General features: G+C 33.6%; 18 protein-coding genes. 13 read left to right on the plus strand and 5 right to left on the minus strand.

Features of this window, described 5'->3' with window-relative positions:
• The first annotated feature begins 5 nt into the window (after positions 1 to 5).
• The 9 genes from murC (at position 6) to ACZ47B_RS01515 (ending at position 7709) form a co-directional block, all read left to right on the plus strand.
• Positions 6 to 1325: a UDP-N-acetylmuramate--L-alanine ligase gene (gene murC, locus ACZ47B_RS01475; protein WP_464894907.1), complete on the plus strand. Its 1320-nt coding sequence runs from the start codon at positions 6 to 8 to the stop codon at positions 1323 to 1325.
• Positions 1322 to 1663, plus strand: coding sequence for a hypothetical protein (locus ACZ47B_RS01480; protein WP_464894908.1), 342 nt, complete (start codon positions 1322 to 1324; stop codon positions 1661 to 1663). The genes murC and ACZ47B_RS01480 overlap by 4 nt, the downstream gene beginning before the upstream one ends.
• Positions 1663 to 3861, plus strand: a complete 2199-nt coding sequence (locus ACZ47B_RS01485) for an endonuclease MutS2 (protein ID WP_464894909.1) — start codon at positions 1663 to 1665, stop codon at positions 3859 to 3861. Before ACZ47B_RS01480 ends, ACZ47B_RS01485 begins: the two co-directional genes overlap by 1 nt.
• 11 nt (positions 3862 to 3872) lie before the next feature.
• The gene (gene dapE / locus ACZ47B_RS01490; RefSeq protein WP_464894910.1) at positions 3873 to 4979 is read left to right on the plus strand and encodes a succinyl-diaminopimelate desuccinylase; all 1107 of its coding nucleotides are present in this window, start codon (positions 3873 to 3875) and stop codon (positions 4977 to 4979) included.
• The gene (locus ACZ47B_RS01495; protein ID WP_464894911.1) at positions 4979 to 5350 is read left to right on the plus strand and encodes a RidA family protein; all 372 of its coding nucleotides are present in this window, start codon (positions 4979 to 4981) and stop codon (positions 5348 to 5350) included. Before dapE ends, ACZ47B_RS01495 begins: the two co-directional genes overlap by 1 nt.
• Positions 5347 to 6090 (plus strand): alpha/beta hydrolase, encoded by a 744-nt coding sequence (locus tag ACZ47B_RS01500; protein WP_464894912.1) that lies wholly within the window; start codon positions 5347 to 5349, stop codon positions 6088 to 6090. The genes ACZ47B_RS01495 and ACZ47B_RS01500 overlap by 4 nt, the downstream gene beginning before the upstream one ends.
• On the plus strand, positions 6087 to 6767 hold the full coding sequence (locus ACZ47B_RS01505; protein ID WP_464894913.1) for a class I SAM-dependent DNA methyltransferase: 681 nt from the start codon (positions 6087 to 6089) through the stop codon (positions 6765 to 6767). The genes ACZ47B_RS01500 and ACZ47B_RS01505 overlap by 4 nt, the downstream gene beginning before the upstream one ends.
• A 67-nt stretch (positions 6768 to 6834) precedes the next feature.
• Complete coding sequence (locus tag ACZ47B_RS01510) at positions 6835 to 7365, plus strand: pentapeptide repeat-containing protein (RefSeq protein ID WP_464894914.1); 531 nt, start codon at positions 6835 to 6837, stop codon at positions 7363 to 7365.
• Positions 7366 to 7475: 110 nt separating this feature from the next.
• Positions 7476 to 7709 (plus strand): hypothetical protein, encoded by a 234-nt coding sequence (locus ACZ47B_RS01515; RefSeq protein ID WP_464895740.1) that lies wholly within the window; start codon positions 7476 to 7478, stop codon positions 7707 to 7709.
• Positions 7710 to 7833: 124 nt separating this feature from the next.
• Here the strand turns inward: ACZ47B_RS01515 and ACZ47B_RS01520 are convergent, their stop codons facing one another.
• The 5 genes from ACZ47B_RS01520 to ACZ47B_RS01540 all read right to left on the minus strand — a co-directional run bounded on the left by ACZ47B_RS01520 (position 7834) and on the right by ACZ47B_RS01540 (position 15950).
• On the minus strand, positions 7834 to 10527 hold the full coding sequence (locus tag ACZ47B_RS01520) for an aldehyde dehydrogenase family protein (protein WP_464894915.1): 2694 nt from the start codon (positions 10525 to 10527) through the stop codon (positions 7834 to 7836).
• A 141-nt stretch (positions 10528 to 10668) separates the two neighbouring features.
• On the minus strand, positions 10669 to 12003 hold the full coding sequence (locus tag ACZ47B_RS01525; protein ID WP_464894916.1) for a phenylacetate--CoA ligase family protein: 1335 nt from the start codon (positions 12001 to 12003) through the stop codon (positions 10669 to 10671).
• 3 nt (positions 12004 to 12006) lie between these two features.
• Positions 12007 to 13143 carry a LuxE/PaaK family acyltransferase gene (locus tag ACZ47B_RS01530; RefSeq protein ID WP_464894917.1) on the minus strand — a complete coding sequence of 379 codons (1137 nt, stop codon included), beginning with the start codon at positions 13141 to 13143 and terminating at the stop codon, positions 12007 to 12009.
• 177 nt (positions 13144 to 13320) lie between these two features.
• A complete protein-coding gene (locus ACZ47B_RS01535; protein ID WP_464894918.1) occupies positions 13321 to 14502 on the minus strand; it encodes an MFS transporter in 1182 nt (393 codons plus the stop codon).
• Complete coding sequence (locus tag ACZ47B_RS01540) at positions 14499 to 15950, minus strand: GNAT family N-acetyltransferase (RefSeq protein WP_464894919.1); 1452 nt, start codon at positions 15948 to 15950, stop codon at positions 14499 to 14501. The genes ACZ47B_RS01535 and ACZ47B_RS01540 overlap by 4 nt, the downstream gene beginning before the upstream one ends.
• 119 nt (positions 15951 to 16069) lie before the next feature.
• Between ACZ47B_RS01540 and ACZ47B_RS01545 the strand changes: the two genes are divergently transcribed.
• The 4 genes from ACZ47B_RS01545 to ACZ47B_RS01560 are packed head-to-tail and all read left to right on the plus strand — an operon-like array spanning position 16070 to position 20106.
• On the plus strand, positions 16070 to 17572 hold the full coding sequence (locus tag ACZ47B_RS01545) for an ATP-binding protein (RefSeq protein WP_464894920.1): 1503 nt from the start codon (positions 16070 to 16072) through the stop codon (positions 17570 to 17572).
• A 1-nt stretch (position 17573) separates the two neighbouring features.
• Complete coding sequence (locus ACZ47B_RS01550) at positions 17574 to 17897, plus strand: STAS domain-containing protein (protein WP_464894921.1); 324 nt, start codon at positions 17574 to 17576, stop codon at positions 17895 to 17897.
• Complete coding sequence (locus ACZ47B_RS01555; protein WP_464894922.1) at positions 17894 to 18283, plus strand: ATP-binding protein; 390 nt, start codon at positions 17894 to 17896, stop codon at positions 18281 to 18283. The genes ACZ47B_RS01550 and ACZ47B_RS01555 overlap by 4 nt, the downstream gene beginning before the upstream one ends.
• Positions 18280 to 20106, plus strand: coding sequence for a SpoIIE family protein phosphatase (locus ACZ47B_RS01560; protein WP_464894923.1), 1827 nt, complete (start codon positions 18280 to 18282; stop codon positions 20104 to 20106). The genes ACZ47B_RS01555 and ACZ47B_RS01560 overlap by 4 nt, the downstream gene beginning before the upstream one ends.
• Positions 20107 to 20138 lie beyond the last annotated feature (32 nt).

Raw genomic sequence — 20138 nt, forward strand, 5'->3', positions numbered from 1 at the left:
GTAGATTGAAAAGGATTCATTTTATAGGCATAGGAGGTATAGGGCTTTCGGCACTTGCCAAATTTTTGGTGGGTCAAGGGGTGAAGATAAGCGGTAGCGATATATCAAAAAGTGAGATAACGGATGATCTTGCTATCAACTATAATGCTCATATAACCATACCTCATCACCAAGATGCCGTTGAGGGAGCGGATATGGTGATACACTCAGCTATCATACGCCCGAACAATATAGAGTATAAAAGAGCAAAAGAGCTTGGCATCAAACTTCTTTCAAGAAAAGAGGCTTTGAAATTTATATTAAAAGAGAAAAAAGTTTATGCGGTTGCAGGAGCTCATGGAAAAAGTACCACTTCGGCGATACTATCCTCGATACTTCAAGATACGAATGCCCTCATAGGAGCTATCTCCAAAGAGTTCGGCTCGAATGTCAGAACAAAACCAAACAACCAAGTGGTTTTTGAGGCGGACGAGAGTGATGCAAGTTTTTTAAATTCTAACCCTTACCTGGCTATTGTGACAAATGTAGAGCCCGAGCATATGGAGTATTATGAGTATGATGAGAAAAGATTTTATCAAGCTTATCGAGACTTTTTGGAATTGGCTAAAGTTAGGGTTTTAAACGGTGAAGATGAATTTTTAAAAAGACAGGATGATTTAAAAAGCATCTATCTTTATCCAAGTAAGGATATAAGTGGTGTTGAGTATCTTTTGATAAATGGTGAACCTCATACCAGGTTTAAACTAAAAAAATATGGTATTTTTGATGTTTTCGGTATAGGTTACCATATAGCTATAGATGCATCCTTGGCTGTTATGGCGGCACTTGAGGCCGGGCTGGATATAAAAACCATAAAAGAAAATCTGCTCAAATACAAAGGTATTAAAAAGCGTTTTGACATTATACAAAAAAACGGTATGATAGTGATAGATGATTATGGGCATCATCCTACCGAGATAAGGGCGACATTAAACTCTATAAAAGAGTATGTAAAACTTCTTGGTTTAGAAAAAATATATGCCATATGGCAGCCTCACAAGTACAGTAGAACTATGGACAATCTACATGGTTTTGTAGAGTGTTTTGAAGGAGTGAATGAGCTTACTATCCTTCCTATCTGGGCTGCGGGTGAAGTTAAGGTTGATATTGATCTAAAAGGTGCTTTTAGCAGATATTCTCCGATTATGGCAAGCAGGGTAACGAAAAAAGATGGTGAAGTTCTTGTGATGAATGATAAAAATGAAGTTATGAGAAAGTATAAAAACGGTTTGGTGGTCGCTTTTGGAGCGGGCAATATAACTTATCAGATAAGGGGAGTTTTATGAGAATAGTTCTTTTTTTAGTTATCATTCTTCTTTTTTTGATAATATTTTCAAACAAATCAATCTCAAAAGCCAATAAAGTCATATTTAGTTTACTGATCGTTTTTGTATTTGCAGCCGGTTATCTTTATGAAAGTTACATAGAATCCGCCCAAAATGATACTACCTTGAAAGTAGAAGCTTTTAAGCAGGGTAAAACCCTAAAATGCAAAGACGGCATCACGGTCGATGATAAGCACTTCTCCTACTTCAGCGGCACCCAAACATTTGCCGCAAAACCAAACAGCAAGTATGTAGATGTCATAATCAGTATCGATGAATGCGATAAAGTGGAGAAATAGTGCAAAAGATAATTTCCAAGCTTGATCTAAGCGAATTTATAGATAGATTTCAGGGTTATCTCTCAAGAAAAAAGCCACTTTTCATAGAAGGTGATACAAAGATACACTACTCCTTTATCAAGGAGCTTTCACAATATGAATTGAAATCTCCCCCGACAGTCCCACCGTTTGACAAATACCTCATACATTTAAAAAAGATGGGAATATTGAAACTTTATGAAATATATGATTTTATAAAGGTACTTGATTATTTTGCATATCTTAAAAGAGTTAAATTTGAAGGGATATTGGCAGAGTGGATAAGCAAGATCACTATACCTGATGAGATAAATGAGATAAGAAGTTACTTTAATGAAGAAGGAGAGTTGAAAAGTGATATTGATGATGAGCTTTTATCTGTTGATAACTCTTTAAAAAGAGTGAAGGATGAGTTGAAAAACACTCTTAAGAGAGTATCTAACAGTAACAAAATCGCTCCATATCTTGCCGATACACAGATACATTATCTAAACGGGGAAGAGTGTCTGCTTGTTCGAGGCGGTTTCAATCATGTGTTAAAAGGCTCGGTCATAGGTAGAAGTTCGGGGGGATTTTTTTATGTCGTACCCGAATCGGTAAAAAAGATAAAAGATAAAGAGAGGGAACTGCTTGGTAGAAAAGAGCAGATAAAGTACAGATACGAGAAGAAGATATCTGCAGCTTTCAGTAAATTTTTAAAATTTTTAAAATATATCGACAAAGAGTTTGACAGATTTGATCATTATCAAGCAAGGGCGGCTTTTGCAAAAGAGAAAGAGCTTTATTTTATACTTCCAAACAGTAAGAAAGATATCATTATAAAAGATTTCAAGCACCCGGCACTTAAAGAGCCAAGAGCTATCTCGGTGGAGTTTACCAAAAAGATTCTTTTTATCACGGGAGTCAATGCCGGCGGTAAAACGATGCTTCTAAAGTCGATACTCAGTGCAGTTTTTCTTGCTAAATATTTGATACCGATGAAGATAGATGCTAAAAGTTCTAAAATCGGAAACTTCAAACACATCGTAGCCATACTTGATGATCCTCAAAATGTAAAAAATGATATATCCACATTTGCCGGAAGAATGGTGGAATTTAAAAAGCTTTTTACTACGCGTGACACCCTTGTAGGAGTTGATGAGATAGAACTTGGTACCGATAGCGATGAAGCAGCGGTGCTTTTTAAAGCCATACTCGATGAGCTTGTTAAAAAAGATATAAAGATGGTGATAACAACCCACCATAAAAGACTCTCATCCATGCTTGCCACTTACGATGAGGTTGAACTTTATGCCGCACTTTATGATGAAAAAAACAGAGTCCCTACTTACAGATTTTTAAAAGGCACGATCGGGAAAAGTTATGCTTTTGAGACGGCTTTAAGATATGGGATACCGGTCGGTATAGTACAAAGTGCAAAAAAGTTTTACGGCGAAGAGAAAGAGAGTCTGGATGATTTGATCCAAAAAAATATAGAGCTTGAGCTTGAAATGAAAAGAAAAATTGAGGAGTTAGATAAAAAACTTCTTGAAGCGAAAGAGGAAAAAGATAAAATCAAAAATATAAAAGAGAGATCCCAACAAGAGATAGATATTATCATAAACTCTTATGAGAGAAAATACAGAGATTTGATGAGTGAAGTAAAGAAAGCCGCAAAAGAGAAAGATAGTAAAGTTTTACACCGCTCACTAAACAAAATCCATAAAATAAAAAAAGAGATAAAACCAAAAGAGATAAAAGAGAAAGAAGATATACAAGCAGGTGACAGTGTAAAGTACGGTTCACAAAAAGGAGTGGTAAAATCCATCAAAAAGGATGAAGCATTTGTGGAGTGTGACGGTATGACTCTAAGGGTACCGTTGTCAAAACTAAAAAAAACCACCATAGTTAAAAATAAAAAAAAGATACAAACAAAAGTACAAGTTCAAAAACCTGCAACTTCATCCATAAAGATAGACTTACACGGCTTAAGAGCTGAAGAAGCTTTGGAAAAACTTGATAAATTTCTTTCAGATGCACTTATAACGGGATATGATGAAGTGCTTATAAGTCACGGCATAGGAAGCGGAAAGTTAGCCTATGCGGTAAAAGAGTTTTTAAAAATTCACCCAAAGATCAAAAGCTTTGATGATGCGCCAATCAGCTTAGGAGGATATGGGGCAACTGTGGTGAAATTATGATAAGGAAGGATATGGATATAAAAGAGTTATTTTTTAAGTTGCTTAGTTTCAAGTCCATCACTCCGGATGATGGTGGGGCTTTGGACTTTATAAGAGAGTATATGGAAGGCTTTGAAGCTGTAAGAATCGATGAAAACGGAGTTAAAAATCTTTTTTTATATAAAAAGTTTGGAGATGGGGAACATCTTTGTTTTGCGGGACATATTGATGTAGTGCCTCCGGGGGACGGATGGAGCAGTGATCCATTTGTACCGACTGAAAAAAACGGTTATATCTATGCAAGAGGCGCGCAGGATATGAAAAGCGGGGTTTGTGCATTTTTACAGGCTTGTAAAAATACCAAAGAGTTTAATGGAACTTTATCTATACTTTTAACCAGTGATGAAGAGGGTGATGCAAAGTATGGAACAGTCGAAGTTTTAAAAGAGTTGAACAAGAGGGAATTTTTACCTGATTTTGCCGTAGTGGCTGAACCTACATGTGAGAGAATCTTTGGAGATACCATAAAGATAGGAAGAAGAGGCTCTATAAACGGGAAGCTTGAACTTTACGGCAAACAAGGTCATGCGGCATATCCAAAAAAAGCAACTAACCCCATCAATCTCATAGCACCCATACTTCCAAAAATCGCAGGAGTAAACTTGGATGAGGGAGATGAAGACTTTGAACCGAGCCAATTTGTCATAACCGATATAAGATCAGGTATGCAAGTGACAAATGTGACTCCAAATGATTTGAAAATGATGTTCAACGTTAGAAATTCAACCATGACTTCAGCAAATTTGGTAGAACATTTTGTAAGAGAAAAATTCAAAGGACTTCCTTATGATCTTGAGATAAACCAAAGCTCAAAACCTTTTGTAACCGACAGAAACTCAAAAATCGTAAAAGCCATATCTAAATCCATCCGACAGATCCTTGGTATGACCCCATCTTTAAGTACGGCTGGAGGTACAAGCGATGCGAGATTTTTTGGTGAATTTGGGGTAGATACAGTGGAATTTGGTGTAAAAAATGATACAATTCACTCTGTAAATGAAAGAACGACTTTGGGTGAAGTTGAAAGGTTATATGAAGTATTTAAAAATTTGATAAAAAATTTAAACAAGGAGATATGATGGAGTATATTCACACAGATAAGGCACCGGCAGCGATAGGGCCGTATTCTCAGGCTATCAAAGTAGGAGATATGGTATTTACTTCAGGTCAGATAGCTTTGACGCCTAAAGGTGAATTTTTAGACGGCGATGTTGAAGTTCAGGCAAGACAAGTGCTTGAAAACCTTTCGGAAGTTTTAAAAGAAGCCGGCAGTTCCATGCAAAAAGTTATAAAAACTACCATATTTTTGGCAGACATGGATGATTTTTTAAAGGTAAATGAGATATATGCCAAGGCATTTGGTGGTCACAAGCCTGCACGAAGTACCGTTGCGGTTAAAACGCTCCCGAAAAATGCTCTTATAGAGATAGAGGCAGTTGCTTCGGTATGAAAAAGATAACTCTTCTTTTACTCTTTTTTACTCTTTTTTTGTATGCAAATGTAAAGGAGACTATAACATTCCCTTCGCTTGACGGTGTAAAGATAACGGCAAATCTGTACATGCAAAATCAGGACAAGAAGACTCCGTTTATCGTGCTTTTTCATCAAGCCGGATGGAGCAGGGGTGAGTATGATGAGATAGCATTGAAACTGAATGATCTTGGTTTTAACTGTATGGCAGTTGACCTAAGAAGTGGTGGCAGAGTAAACGGTGTGCAAAATTTGACAAGATTGGATGCTCTTAAAAACGGCAAATCAACAACATATGTAGATGCTATGAAAGATATAGAAGCATCTTTGAAGTTTGCAAGAAAACATTTTGCAAAAGGCAAGCTTATAGCGTGGGGAAGTTCATACTCTGCCGCGCTTGTTATCAAAATGGTTGCTGATGATAAGAAGCTCGCTGATGAAGTTATCTCTTTTTCCCCGGGTGAGTACTTCACTAAGTATAACAAAGCACCTGATTGGATCAAGGAATCAGCAAAAAAACTAAGAGTTCCCATATTTATAACAAGTGCAAAAAAAGAGCAGCCCTACTGGAAGCCCATATATGATGCCATACCGGCAAACAAAGAGTTTTATCTTCCTACATCCAAAGGTCATCATGGCTCTAGGTCTCTTTGGAACAGGTATCCGGACAGCGGGGGGTACTGGCAAGCTGTAAAAGGGTTCTTAAGGAGTCATCTGTGAGTTTGGATCTGTATGCTAAAATAGAGCCTTATATAGGTTTTTACGATAATTACGAGAGGCTTTACGGATACTATCTAAAGCTTTTAAGAGAGCATGATATATCAACCGTACTTGATGTGGGATGCGGTAACGGCAGGATGCTTGAAATATTGAGTGAAAACGGCTATGAAGCAAGAGGAATAGATCTAAGTTCTAAGATGATAGAGATCGCAACACAAAGAGGAGTTGATGCAAGGCATCAAAATATATCCGAAGTAAAAGAAAAGTATGATGCCGTCATAGCTGTTGCCGATGTGCTTAACTATATGGATATATCTTCACTAAAAAGGTTTCTTGGATACATAAAGAAAGTCTTGAAAAAAGGCGGGATTTTCATATGTGATATCAATACTCTGCATGGTTTTAGCGATGTGGCAGACGGAACGCTAGTAAAAGAGGACAATGAAATATTTTTGGCCATAGATGCGGTATTTGACGGAGAAATACTTGATACAAATATAACTTTTTTTGAAAAAGAGGGCGAATGGTATAAAAAATATAACGGTGCGATTTTGCAATATTTTCATAAAGAAGAGGATATTATAAATTCTACTCCTTTGCAATTTGTGGATAAGAAGGAGATAGACCTCTTTTCAGAAGATTCTGACAAAGTGATATACAAGTTTCAAAATGTCTAAATTTCTTATCAGTTGCATATTATTTTTTTCTTTTTTAAACTTATATGGTTATGATAAAGAAGATTTAATGGCTTTAAAAAACGGTGATGACTGCGTAGAGTGTGATTTGAGTAATGCGAATTTAAAGGGTATGTATCTTGAAGGTTTTGATCTAAGTGGTTCTAACTTGGAAGGAGCTAACTTAAGTGGAGCAGACTTGATGCTTAGCAACTTTTCAAATGCTGATTTGAAAGGAGCCAATTTAGCAAATGCCAATGCCAGGGGTGCAGATTTTGTCAATGCAAATTTGACAAATGTAAACGGTGAAGGTATGGTGCTAAAAAAAACTTTGCTAAGAGGCGCAAAAATCATAAATGCTGATTTCCAAAATGCAAGACTTTGGCACTTGGACTTAAGAAACACTACCATAAAAAATACAAATTTCAAAAATGCCGCCATAGGCTCGAGTGAACTTGACGGACTTGATTTGAGAAGTTCAAACTTAACTGATACCATTTTATGGAAAAGTTCTCTAAAAAAAGTTATTTTAAATAAAAAAGATTGTCAGTATGTCAAGAAACAAAAGGGAGTTGAGGTTAAAGGTATAATTTGTAAGTAAATTTTCTGTATAGTCAGTTTAATCAACTTTTAAAACTATTTACGAAATACTTTGCCCTTATAGTCTTATGGACTAAATACTTGTATAAGGAATAGCTGATATACGCTATTATAAAAAATGGTGGGAAGCAATACAAAGTTCAAGAGGGAGATTTTTTAATTCTTGACAAGCTTGACACTCAGTTAAAAACTTATTCTGAAAAATTGAGTGACAATTTGTATGTTATAGCATTTACAAAAATTGATACTTTATCCAATGAAGAAATAAATAAAAAAATTAAAATTTTTTTTAAAGAGTTTGATTTGAAGCAAAGTGATGTCAATAAATACTGCTATCGCAACTAAACTTGTATCTATAAAACCTCCTCAATATTAAATTATATTCTCTTTAAATTTATAGTTAATTTAGTCAATTTTGAAAACTGTTCAAAAGTCAAATCCTAATCTTTTAATACCTTTTGAAGTAGTCTTATAATTCTCTTTCGTCAACTATAAGTTGAATTTTTCCCGTTTTCATGTTTCTTTTTAGACTGTTTGGTTTTAAGATTTTTACTACAACTTCACTGATAAGACCCTCTTTGCTCATGATCCACAACTCTTTTGAAAGATTAAGTATAGCGTTTTTAACATCTTTGGATATATCTTTAAAATTTTCCTCTTTTGCTTCAATAAGTACACTCAATTCATCTTTATGGTCATTTAATTTGACAAGCATTTGAAAGTGTGAACTTAACTCTTCAAAGGGGTAAATAGCTGTTGATATAACTTCCGGTGTTATATTGCCACCGCCTATGATCACTATATCATCACTTCTTCCAAGTAGTTCAAAAATCCTTGTTTTTCTTCCACATTTGCACTTCATATCAACCCATCTTCCAACATCCCCAACTTCATATCTGATTGTCGGCATCAAGGTTCTTTGTAGATTTGTTACTACGATTTTTCCGATTTTTCCATCTTTTACCGGCTCATTTGTTTCCATATCCAATATTTCAACATAATGCAAATCTTCATGGACATGGTGATATACTCCACTTAAATACTCACATTGATACCCTATCGTTCCGGTATCATTTGTCGTATATCCGGTTGATGCAAACTTTTCAACACCGAGTACTTTTCTAAGATAATCTTTTGCTTCTTTAAAAAGATGTTCCCCTCCGGTTGCAACTTTATTTATCTTCAAATCAATACGGTTTTTTTCCACATATTCAGCAACAGAAAGAAGAACTGATGGAATTGTAATGATAGCATTTGCCTTAAATAGTACAAGAGTGTTGACTATCTCTTCCATAGGGTGGTTGCCTGCAATCGGGAGTATCGTACATCCTGTATGCTCAAGTGATTGGTTGAAAGAGACAAACGAAGCCCATAAATTTCCTGCAAAAAGAAGGTTTGCTACTATGTCATTTTCATCAAAAACAGATAGTGCCAAACCTTTTCCTATTCTAACTGTGTTGAAATGTTGCTCTATGGTTGTTCTATATACACTTTTTGGCTTACCTGTTGTACCACCGCTTGAAAATACATATCCACTTTCATTGATATTCCCGGTTAGCAACCCTTCTCCTGAGGGAGGAAGATATCTTTTATAATCATCTCCTGTTAAAAACGGTAATTTTCTAAAAGAGGTAAAATCTTCAAACTCTAAGCCATCATATCTTTTTGATAAAAGTGGTGATTTCTCTTTTGCGACTCTTACTATAGCTTTTAGTCTGTTTAGTGTCATATTATCTCTTGCATGATTTGGCAAATAATCAAATCCATCTGAATCTTTATCGTACTTTTGCCACAATGCACCGACTTGCCAATCAATCTCCAAATCATTTCTGCTGAGTGAAACCCATCTAACAAGTTCGCTTAAACCTCTTGTGCCGTCATGTGGAGTTCCATGTTTTCTAACAGCCATTCTACCTATCTCTACAAATCTATCTGCCCCATAAAAAGCCAGCTTATTAGCTAACTCTTTCGCCCTTTTATCATTTGCCAAAATAGCGACACTTTGTATATACTCTCCCATAGAAGAAACACTTTTAACCACATCATCCAAACTATCAACTGCTTTTAAAAAAAGAGTTCTATTATGACAAGATATTTGAAACTCAGTTGAGCTTTGATATACGATAGTGCTGAGATTTTTTTCGCTAAAATAGTAATCTCCATCACTTAAAGCTTTGTTTACTTTTGCCAATTCTCTAACTTTTGTTATCTCAACCGCCTCATCTTCGTAAACTTCTCCTTGAGGTATCTCCTTTGCCCACTCATCATAAGCTTTTCCGATTGCCACCAATAGCTCTTTCGCACTCTCTTTACCCTCTACATAAATCGTGTGCGGAGATGAACAGGCTGACTGCTCCCACATGATTGCATCTCTTGCTATAAGTTTTGCCGATTTTTCAACTCCTTTTTTATGAAGTTCGTTTTTATCTACCATGACAAAGCTATATTTTGGTCCATACTCTATAAGTTTGCAATGAATGCCAAGATTTCTTCTATATGCTCTTATGGTATCGGCTCCACCGTAAACTACGATGGCATCACACTCTCTTTTTAAGATATTTTCTATCTCTTCAGTTCCGCCTTTCCAATTTATCAATGCCATAACTTTATGTAAAACTCCGGTATAGTCAAAATCTTTTAAACTTTTTGCAAAAAGAACCGGAAAGATAGGATCAACAGTGGACATTTTCATGATATTGATGTTTTTTGTAACAATCCCCTGTATCAAACTATCAACACCGCCGACAAAAACATTTCCTGCAGATACATGAGTTACAACACCCATTGGTTCAGCTTTGATATATCCTCTAAAATGATGATTGTAAGTCCAATCGTCAAGATAATTGATTTGCTCCAAATCGCTAAGCAGTCTTGTTTGCATACCGTCTTTACTCAAAAGCGAAGACATAGTTTTTATGCCCTCTACTATCATCTCTTTGCTAAATCCTATACGAGAAGGTAAGAAATCCAATGCAATTTTTCTATACTCATAATCCTCCTCTAACCAAGCATCACTTACCTTTTGAAATATATCCAAAATCGTACTGATATCTATCTTTGCAATTTCACTTTTTAACTCTTTTGCAGTTTTAAGTATCTCTCTTGTTTCATCAACTGTCAATCTCTCTACATTTTTTAATTCACCAAAAATATAAAATTCCATAACTTCTACTCCTTAGTTTATTCTCAGGTCCAATAAATGTTTTATTTTACCTGTTATAGGGCTTCTTTGAATTGAGCCGATTTCTACAAAAATGACTTCACTTGTTTAAACTCTCTTGTGCTATAAAATCTTTAAGCATTTTTAACCCTTTATATATCTATGTTTTTTATCGATTTTGAGTTCTTTTATCGATTTTAGATCAACTTGTATCAAATCTTCCCCCGCTGCACCGGAAAGTTTTTCATATTTGGCTGTAAACTCATTTGAACTATGTTTTAAAAAGTTAATCAACTCTTTTAAGTAAATCTTTTCAAGACTTTTTTGGACATTTTGAACAAATATATCAAATTTGAAAAAAGATATATCATCCTGTTTTATTTCACTAACTTCAAAAAGACCTCCATAGCTCATATCTTTTAAAGAGGATAAAAAATCACCGATTTTACTTACATTTAGATTTGTTCCATAAAAGATGATATTGTCACTTACTCTGCCAAATACATACAAGATTTCATCAGGCAGTTTTTCATAGAGTTGTTTATCTATGATATTTTTTAGTTTCTCTTTTTTTAACATACCGCCTATATCTTTTGTGTTATATCTTATAAGCGGTATAAACTGCTCTTTTGTTACTATCATTTTACCATCTATAAACTCAAAAAGTGTTTTGCTGTTTTTTTCAAACATCATAGGAGCTTCATCTTGTAAAAATAGTTTTTTGCATAACTCTTTATCGTTATTTAAAAATTTTCTCAAAATTATAGTTTCTTTGGATTCAATCCCTAAATCTCCCGCATCAGCTGAGCCATATCCTGTCCTTAAAGCAAAAGGATAACTCTTATCATATCCAAACTTCATGGCGATTGACTCTCTAAAATTTTCACTAAAATACTCTCCGACAACAGGAAAAGCTATCTTTTTATCCAAAAGTGTTTTTTCATCTTTTAGTAGAGAGTATATTATGTTGATACTTGAGGGATTAACTACCCAAAGAATGGTGTCGTAAAAACTGCCAAACTCTTTGGCGATTTGGACTGCTTCATTCAAATCAAGTCCGGGTGTAGCGACAGTTATGCCATCCATAGATGAGGCAAGATTTCTAAGAGTAGAAGCTAACTGCATACCTCCTATCCATGTTCCAAAAGCTAATGATACAATGATAAGTGTTTTTTTCTTATCTATGGCATAATTGTCTATCAAAAGCTCTTTTACAGCCTTAAGATAAGCATCTTCATCTATAGCTTCTTTCAGCCAAAAAACAGAGCCGCTCTTTGAAAATCCGCTTGATGTGCCTATCAAAAATGCTTTGGATATATCATCTTTTGCCATATCTTTTAAGGGGTATTTTAGCAGATAATTCTGCTTGTCGCATATAGGGATATCCTGCCATCTTTTTACTTCATTGGCACCGTTATCTTGTAAAAAATCTCTATATGCTTTTACACTTGTTTTTGTTTTTTCAAAAAAATCAAACATTTTTTATCCTTCTTTGTCTTTTCTTTTGCTCTCTTTCAAAAGCTCTGTTGCGCTGATGGCACACCCTTCGTGTTTTTTAAGTCCTGCTCTTCCTTTTAACTCGATATATTGACCTCTTATACCACAAGGACAGTTTGAGCGTATGATTGCATAATCAGTAGCAAGTATGGATAAATTAGGCTGGGCATAATTGTACGGAGTGAGCAGTTGCAAAAGTCCTTTCTCTCCCTCTTTTAAAACTTCAAGAGTTCCGGGTTTTCTTGTATATGCTTTAGCATAAATAGGCACATGAAAGTGATTGTGTTCACATGTGATGTATGGAACTCCATGTTCGACAAATCCGTAAACATCTCTTATCTGAGTGCTATCAATACCTAAAAACTCTTTTGTAAGATTAGAAAATTCATCAAAAGGTATAGCTCTGTTTTGAGCACTTTTCCATCCGCCGGCTATGATAATAAGACTCTCTTTTGGAAAGTTAAATTTTATATTATTTTCTTTCATATAAAGGAGTGTGTCATATATAAAAGCGGGAAATCCTATAATTCTTAATGCAAGTTCATCTTTGCTAAATTCTTCAAACTTTTCTATACTCAATTTTTCACTAAAAAATGCTTTACCGTTTTCATCTGCGTCTATGGCAAAAAACTTTTTATTGGACGGAGCAAAAGTGGAGTACATTTGATGAGCATGTGCGGCACCTTTTCCTTCTGAGACTTTTGGAGAGTAAGCAAATATAAGATAATTTACACTTTTATCATTTATCAATCCATAACTTTTCACAATATTTTCTCTCATTTGTGCCTGTCTTGTTTTTGAAGCTTCATCCCACGATATATGGCTTTTTTGCCCGCTTGTTCCACTTGAAGTAAATGTTGCTACCACCTTTGACTTATCGATAGAAAGCAAATCATGCCACTTGAAAGCATCAACTATAATGTGTGGAATTTTATATAAATCATTATAACTTTTTATGGTTTTTATATCAAAGTTTTCATTATCACAAATATTTTTATATACTTGATTGTGTTTATAATGGTGGGAAAATGCCTCTTTCATAGCTTCAAAAAAGATATGGTTACTCTCTTTTGTATGATTTAGAGCATCTTCAATCTCAAATAATTTATCTATATATTTCACTTTTACTCCTTCGTGACATTGATGTTATGCAAAATTTGTTCACGGTGCTAATTTCCCCTGCGGGACACTCCAAATTAGCTAAAAACCACAAACGACAAGCGCCCTTCGGGTTAAGTGTGGTTTTCTTAACGCTAATTTTCCGTTTAAATTAGCAATGCTCACAAATTCTGCATAACATCAGTTATTTAATTTTTTTAATCTATAAACCCCAAAAGAGGCAAGCATGATAGTTCCTCCGCTTGCAATTAATACTACCATTACACTTGAATACTCGATTAACACACCCATTACACCATAACTTATCGGCTGCAGAGATAAAGAAATAGCAATGATAAATGCCATAATCTTACCTAAGTTTTCCTGTGGAAGTTTTATCTGATAGATGGAGGTTAATATAATGTTAAAAGCATTTAGAGTAATACCTATGATAAACATATACAAATTTTGCAAATATATATTTACCGCAAATGATAAAAGTATAAAAGAAAGTCCCATCAATACAAGACAAAAAGAGAGAAAAGTTGACGGTTTGATTGTCAATTTGCTTGAAGAGAAAAAGAGTGAACTAAAAAGCATACCGGCACCCATAGAACTCATAAGATAAGCGATATGTTGTGCGTCTCCTTTGGTAATGATAGGGGCTATGATCACAAGTGAAGAGAAAAAAAAGTTAACAACAGCCATCTTGGTTATCATTTTATAAACTATATCATACTTTTTAATCAAGCCAAAACTACCCTTTATATCCTGCCAGAGTGAAGTTTGTAAAATACTCATTTTTACACTGACATCCTGTAAGCCAAAAAGAAAAATAACCGAAATTAAAAAAAATAATCCGGCACCCAAAAAAGCATTTGTTACACCAATGGTTGCTATCAACGTTGAACCAAAAAGTGGACCGGCAATAGAGCTAATACTTGAACTTATCTGACCTATAGCATTTGCCTGCGTAACATCACTCTTATCTACAAATTGCGGTAAAATAGACATGGACGCGGGGTTAAAAAAAGCTGATGCAACGGATATGACAACGGTACCTGCTATCAAGAGGGAGATGGATAAAGCATTTGTATAAGATAAATATACAAACAGTGCCATGACGCCCATCCTTATAAAATCGGCTATATACATTATAGTAATTTTATCATGTCTATCTATCAAGCTTCCTGCAAAGGGAGAAATTAAAACCGAAGGAAGTGAAGCTGAAATCATTGTCAAGCCAACAATAAGAGCTGAATTACTCATTTTGTAAACTATCCAAATCAAAATCAGTGAATGCATTCTTGAAGCCAATTCTGATGCAACGGTAGCTATCAAAAATCTAAAAAACAGAGGATATCGCCTCAATAAACTTATCACAATAAAACTTTTTCTTTTTCTTTTAACACATACTCGAACAATTCTTTTGCCTTGTTGGAGTATATTTTTATCTTTTTATCATCAATAGTCCCGTTTAAATATTCAAATCTTATAGCATCTTTATTGTTTAAAAGAGAGGGGTGTATTCCGGCAAAGAAAAACTTTTCTTTTTCAATATTTTCAACCAAATCATTTATATATGAATCCTCAAGTGTAATATTTAAAAATATAACTTCTGCTTTTAAACTAAAAAGAAGATTGTAAAATGCTTCTTTGATGTGGGTAAAATTATCTTTTCCTATAGCTTCTACATTTATCACTCCTATCCCCCAAGTAGGAGAATAACTTGATGTAACGATACTATCATCATTGCTTTTATCAAGATTTGCTTTAGAATATTTTAAATTTATATTTTGATAAATGGTATCCAAAATATGTGAGTGTTTTTTGGGAAAGTATAAATTTCTTTCTCTTTGTCTTAATGCTTTAAAATAGAGCATACAACTCTCTCTTTGAGATAGTGTTTGATTGATTTGTTTAAAGCTCAATTTTTTAGGCACTAAACCAAATGAAAATCCACAAGGAGATGAGCCAAAACTTTCATTTACCTGTTGAGAAAAGGTATGAGAAGTAACAGGTTGAGATATAATACCTTCAAGATTTAACTCTTTTGCTATATTTTCCAAAAGATTTCTCATCTTTTTCATCAAGCCAAAACCTCTGCATTTTGGTGAAACTACTGCCTGACCACTCTCCACAACCATTCCAAGACCAGGTCTTTCAAGCGCATAATGCCCTACAACTTCATCTTGTTTTTCATCGTACGCCACGACACTTATCAATTCTCCGCTTTGGTTTAAATTGATAATCTTTTCCGGATAATACATATCTTCATTTGGATAAGTGTAACCGTAAGCTCTATAAATGATTCTTGATATTTTTATAGCATCGCTTTTTGCAAAAGCTCTGATAATAATATCTTTGGAATCAAATGCTATATCACTATTTGCTTCTTCTTTTTCATTTTTTATGATTTCAAATATATCTTGACTTTGAATTTCAAATGTAAGTCTAAACTCTTTTCCTCTGCTTCCATGGTTTATCCACTCTACATTGTCACTATATTTTTTTATCAAAAACAGTTCCAACTCTTGAACTGTATAATTTTCTATCTTATACTCTTTTGACAAAGAAGCATCAAAAGGCAATCCTTTATCAAAAAATGATAGAATAAAAAGAGAATTTGTTATCTCTACTACAACTTTTACAAAAGCTTTTTCACCCTCTTCAAAAGAATTTTTAAGGACATAAATAAAAGCTTCTTCACACACTAACTGCAACTTTGAAGATAATTTTTCATCAAGTTTTTTTAATTTGGCATTTTCTAAAATAAAAGATTGTAATATAGGAAGATAAGTAGTATCATTTGGAATGATTAGAGTAGTCATAACGACTCCTTAAATAATTATCACAATTATAGCATAATTTTTATATTTTATGTTATAATAGCTTAAAAAATATATTAATAATTAGAGATAAGCATAATTTAGAGTTGAAGGGATTAAGCATGTACAAAAATAGCAGTATTAAGATATATAATGATTTAGACTATATTGATGGTGTGGTGGAGTATCTTAAAGTCATATCAAAAAAACTCAATCTAAACAAAAAAGAGAGAAACAGGATTTGTTATGCTTTAGAAGAGAGTTTGACAAATAGTATATCATTTTGCTTTGATTCAGGCAGTGAAGAAATAATACAGATAGATATAAGTGCTATTCCTTCCGGTATAGAAGTTATCATAAAAGATCATGGAATCTCTAAAAATCCATTTGTACATGTACCCCATAATATCGATGAATTGGTAGAAAATTTGTCTTTTGATGATATTACAAGTAAAAACAGTGATGATATTACGGCAGTCAGTGATTTTGTCATACATAAGATAGTAGATAGTTATACTTATGAAAACCTTGGAAGCAAGGGGCGTATGATAAAAATGAGTATATATTCTCAAGATAGCAAAATAGATGAAGTAAAAAAGAAAAAAACAACTTCTACAGATAAAGATGAACACTTTGAGAGTATAAGATTATCCAAGCCAAATGATGCTATATCTATATCAAAACTTTTTCATGGCACTTATGGCTATACTTATCCAAATGATGTTGTATATTATCCAGATAGACTTGAGGATCTTTTAAAAAGTGTTTCCATGGTAAGTATTGTTGCGGTATCAAATAAAAATAATATTATCGGACACATATCCTTGCTAAGACCATACAAGGGTTTAAAGATTACAGAACTGGGTATGACTACAATCAACTCCTTTTTTAAAGAAGATGATATTATGCCAAAACTTATTGATACCATTATGCAAAGAGCAGAAAGTTCAATATATTACGGAGTATTTTCACACTCTCTTGCCAATTATAAAGCTACACAACAAATTTGGAAGAATCATGGCTTTTGTGATATAGCAATACTTGTAGGATATATTGATACCAATGTATCATTTAGAGATACAGATGGCAAGCCCTCCCAAAGAGAGTCCACTGTTATCAATTTTAAACTATTAAGAGAGATAAAAGAAGTAAAACTTTATCTACCTAAAAAACATAAAAAAATGATTAAAAAACTATATAAAAATTTGGGCATAAAAGTGAAACAAAACAAAGATGAAGTAAAAACTATATCTCAACAAAGTGAATTTGTTCATCATATTACACCATCTCTAAACAGTGCAGAGATAATTTTAAAAGTTGCGGGAAATGATATAATAGAGCAAATGTCTATAATAACTAAAAAACTATGTATCGCAAAAGTAGATATAATATACTTGTATATAGACTTAGAAGATAAAAATGTCATAGACAACATAGAAGAGTTTGAAAAAATGGGATACTTCTTTGTCGGTATTTTTCCATACTATCATCACAATCACACACTTGTTATGGAATATGTAAACAATATTAAATTTGATTATGATGCTATCACTGTTCTTACTCAAATGGCAGAAGAACTTAAAAGTTATATTCAAAAATCAGATCCAAATCAATCAGGAGAATAAAATGACTACAAATGAACAAGATTTTACTATTGTATCACCAAGCGGAAAACTTGACACGGTAAGTGCTCCGGAGTTTAGCAAAGAGTTGTTTGCCATACTGGATAAAAGTCCAAAAGGTTGCATCATAGATTTAAGCGCCGTATCTTTTCTTTCAAGCTCCGGTCTTCAAGCACTATTAGCCGGTGCTAAAAAAGCAAAAAATGCAGACATCAAATACGCGGTTTGCGGTATGAATGAAATGGTAAATGATGTATTTACACTATCAGGATTTGATAGATTTATCAAAACATTTGATACAAAAGATGATGCGATAAACTCTTTATGAAATGTTTGCAGATAAACCCAAATGACATAGCAAAAATATTTGACAAAATAGAGCAATATATAGCAAATTTAGATAGTACCTTAAGATACAAAATCATGTTGATCTGTGAAGAAGTTATCACAAATCAGATAAGACATACCAACTTTGAAAACAGAGATAAAGATATAGAGTTTTGCTTTGATTTAAATGATACAAATCATATCATTTTACTGTTTAAAGATAATGCAAAAAAATTTAATCCTCTTGACAAAAGTGATCCTGACTTAACAACAGATATAGAAGAAGTTCAACTTGGGGGACTTGGGATATTTATGATTAAAAAATATTCTAAAGAGTTGATTTATGATTATAAAGATGGGTACAATATATTGAGAGTTATATTGTGAAACAAAGTATTTCAACAAGGTTTGCTCTGTGGAGTGCGGCTATATCTATCTTGATATTGATCTGCATTATAGGGGTTAATTATATCTTTATAAAACACCAATTACTACTTAGTGCCAACGATAAAGCCAAGCTTGAAATCATCAAAAGCCAAAACAAAATCGATAAAATACTCTTTAGAGCCATTAAATCTTCAAGAAAAGCAAAAAATATGCTGGAAAGAGAAGGCTTAAAGCAAAGCAGTATAACTGCAATTTTAACCAAAATTTTAAAAAGCAACCCTGACTTATACGGCATGGCTTTGGCAATGGAGCCTGGAGTTGTGTATGATAGACAATTTTGCCCATATTTTTACAAAAAAGATTCCCATATCATATATACAAACTTAGCAACACAAAAATATAATTATCCTATTCAGCCATGGTATTTGAATGTAAAAAAAGATAAAATTGCCAAATGGAGTGAGCCATATTTTGATGAAGGTGGAGGAGAAACTCTGATGGCAACATACTCCAATCCTATATTTCAAGATGGAAAATTTGCGGGTGTTGTTACTATTGATTTGGCTTTGAAAAAATTAAAAGAAATCATAAATTCTATCCATATTTTACATACAGGATATGCTTTTTTGCTTTCGCAAACAAATATAATTTTGGTACATCCCGATAGTAAATTAATCATGAAAAAATATACAAATAAGATAAAATATAATCAAATCATTAAAGAAAAAAACCGCTGGACTTACTATGCAAAGATACAAAGTACAGGTTGGACACTTGGTATAGTTATACCTGCAAATGAATTATTTAACTCTTTATACAAAATTACAATGCTTTCTATATTTTTAGCTTTTTTTGGCATATTGATACTCGCTGTTGCTATATATACAGTCAGTAAAAGGATAACAAAACCATTAAAAGAGATTATAAAAATCACGGATGAAATCTCAAACGGTAATTTTGATAAACATATACAAAAACCAAAAACAAAAGATGAAGTATATCAACTCTTTGTAGCTGTAAGTAAAATGCAAGATAGAATAAAAGAGTATATATCAAACATAAAAACCGCAACCCAAAAAGAGGAAAAGATAAAAAGTGAACTCTCAATAGCCACAAAAATTCAAATGGATATGCTTCCAAAAGCACAAGAGTGCAAAGATGAGTATAGTATAGATTTGTATGCTTCTTTAAAACCCGCAAAAGCAGTCGGAGGCGATTTTTATGATTTTTTTCATTTGGGAGATAACAAGCTTTGCTTCGTTGTAGCTGATGTATCAGGCAAAGGTGTTCCTGCTGCTTTGTTTATGGCAGTTAGTATAAGCTATATAAGAGCATACAGTTCAAAAGATTTAACCCCTTCGCAAATAGTTGAAAAAGTAAACAATGCACTTTGTCTCAATAATGAAACCGGTATGTTTGTTACAATGTTTTTGGCGATCATAGACTTAAAAACTAGTGAAATCTCTTATGTCAATGCTGGACATACAAAACCCTATCTTTTTTCAAAAATAAAAAAACCTATACAAATCAAAAGCAAAAATGATCCTATAGTAGGAGCTATGGAAGATATAAAATATACAGATTTTACTTTAAAGCTACAAAAAGGAGAAAAGCTTTTCCTATATACCGATGGTGTAAATGAAGCTTTTTCTATAAATGATGAACAATTTGGAGAAAAACGCATAGAAGAAACCCTTAAGGAAGCTGCAGGGGTAGAGGCATCAACGGTACTAAAAACAGTAAGCCAAAAAATATCAAACTTTTGTCAAGGCGCCCAGCAGAGTGACGATATAACTATGTTTATGGTAGCATGTAAAAGCTAATGAGCCAAGTCAAGCTTTTTACTACCAATTTT

It is taken from the genome of Thiofractor thiocamini, from assembly GCF_055384375.1.

What these genes read in the sequence shown, in the direction of transcription:
- ACZ47B_RS01510 (WP_464894914.1), top strand. Translation starts at nt 6,835, where the DNA reads ATGGCTTTAAAAAACGGTGATGACTGCGTAGAGTGTGATTTGAGTAAT.
- ACZ47B_RS01525 (WP_464894916.1), bottom strand. Translation starts at nt 12,003, where the DNA reads ATGTTTGATTTTTTTGAAAAAACAAAAACAAGTGTAAAAGCATATAGA.
- ACZ47B_RS01555 (WP_464894922.1), top strand. Translation starts at nt 17,894, where the DNA reads ATGAAATGTTTGCAGATAAACCCAAATGACATAGCAAAAATATTTGAC.
- ACZ47B_RS01480 (WP_464894908.1), top strand. Translation starts at nt 1,322, where the DNA reads ATGAGAATAGTTCTTTTTTTAGTTATCATTCTTCTTTTTTTGATAATA.
- ACZ47B_RS01500 (WP_464894912.1), top strand. Translation starts at nt 5,347, where the DNA reads ATGAAAAAGATAACTCTTCTTTTACTCTTTTTTACTCTTTTTTTGTAT.
- ACZ47B_RS01550 (WP_464894921.1), top strand. Translation starts at nt 17,574, where the DNA reads ATGACTACAAATGAACAAGATTTTACTATTGTATCACCAAGCGGAAAA.
- ACZ47B_RS01495 (WP_464894911.1), top strand. Translation starts at nt 4,979, where the DNA reads ATGGAGTATATTCACACAGATAAGGCACCGGCAGCGATAGGGCCGTAT.
- ACZ47B_RS01540 (WP_464894919.1), bottom strand. Translation starts at nt 15,950, where the DNA reads ATGACTACTCTAATCATTCCAAATGATACTACTTATCTTCCTATATTA.
- ACZ47B_RS01520 (WP_464894915.1), bottom strand. Translation starts at nt 10,527, where the DNA reads ATGGAATTTTATATTTTTGGTGAATTAAAAAATGTAGAGAGATTGACA.
- ACZ47B_RS01545 (WP_464894920.1), top strand. Translation starts at nt 16,070, where the DNA reads ATGTACAAAAATAGCAGTATTAAGATATATAATGATTTAGACTATATT.
- dapE (WP_464894910.1), top strand. Translation starts at nt 3,873, where the DNA reads ATGGATATAAAAGAGTTATTTTTTAAGTTGCTTAGTTTCAAGTCCATC.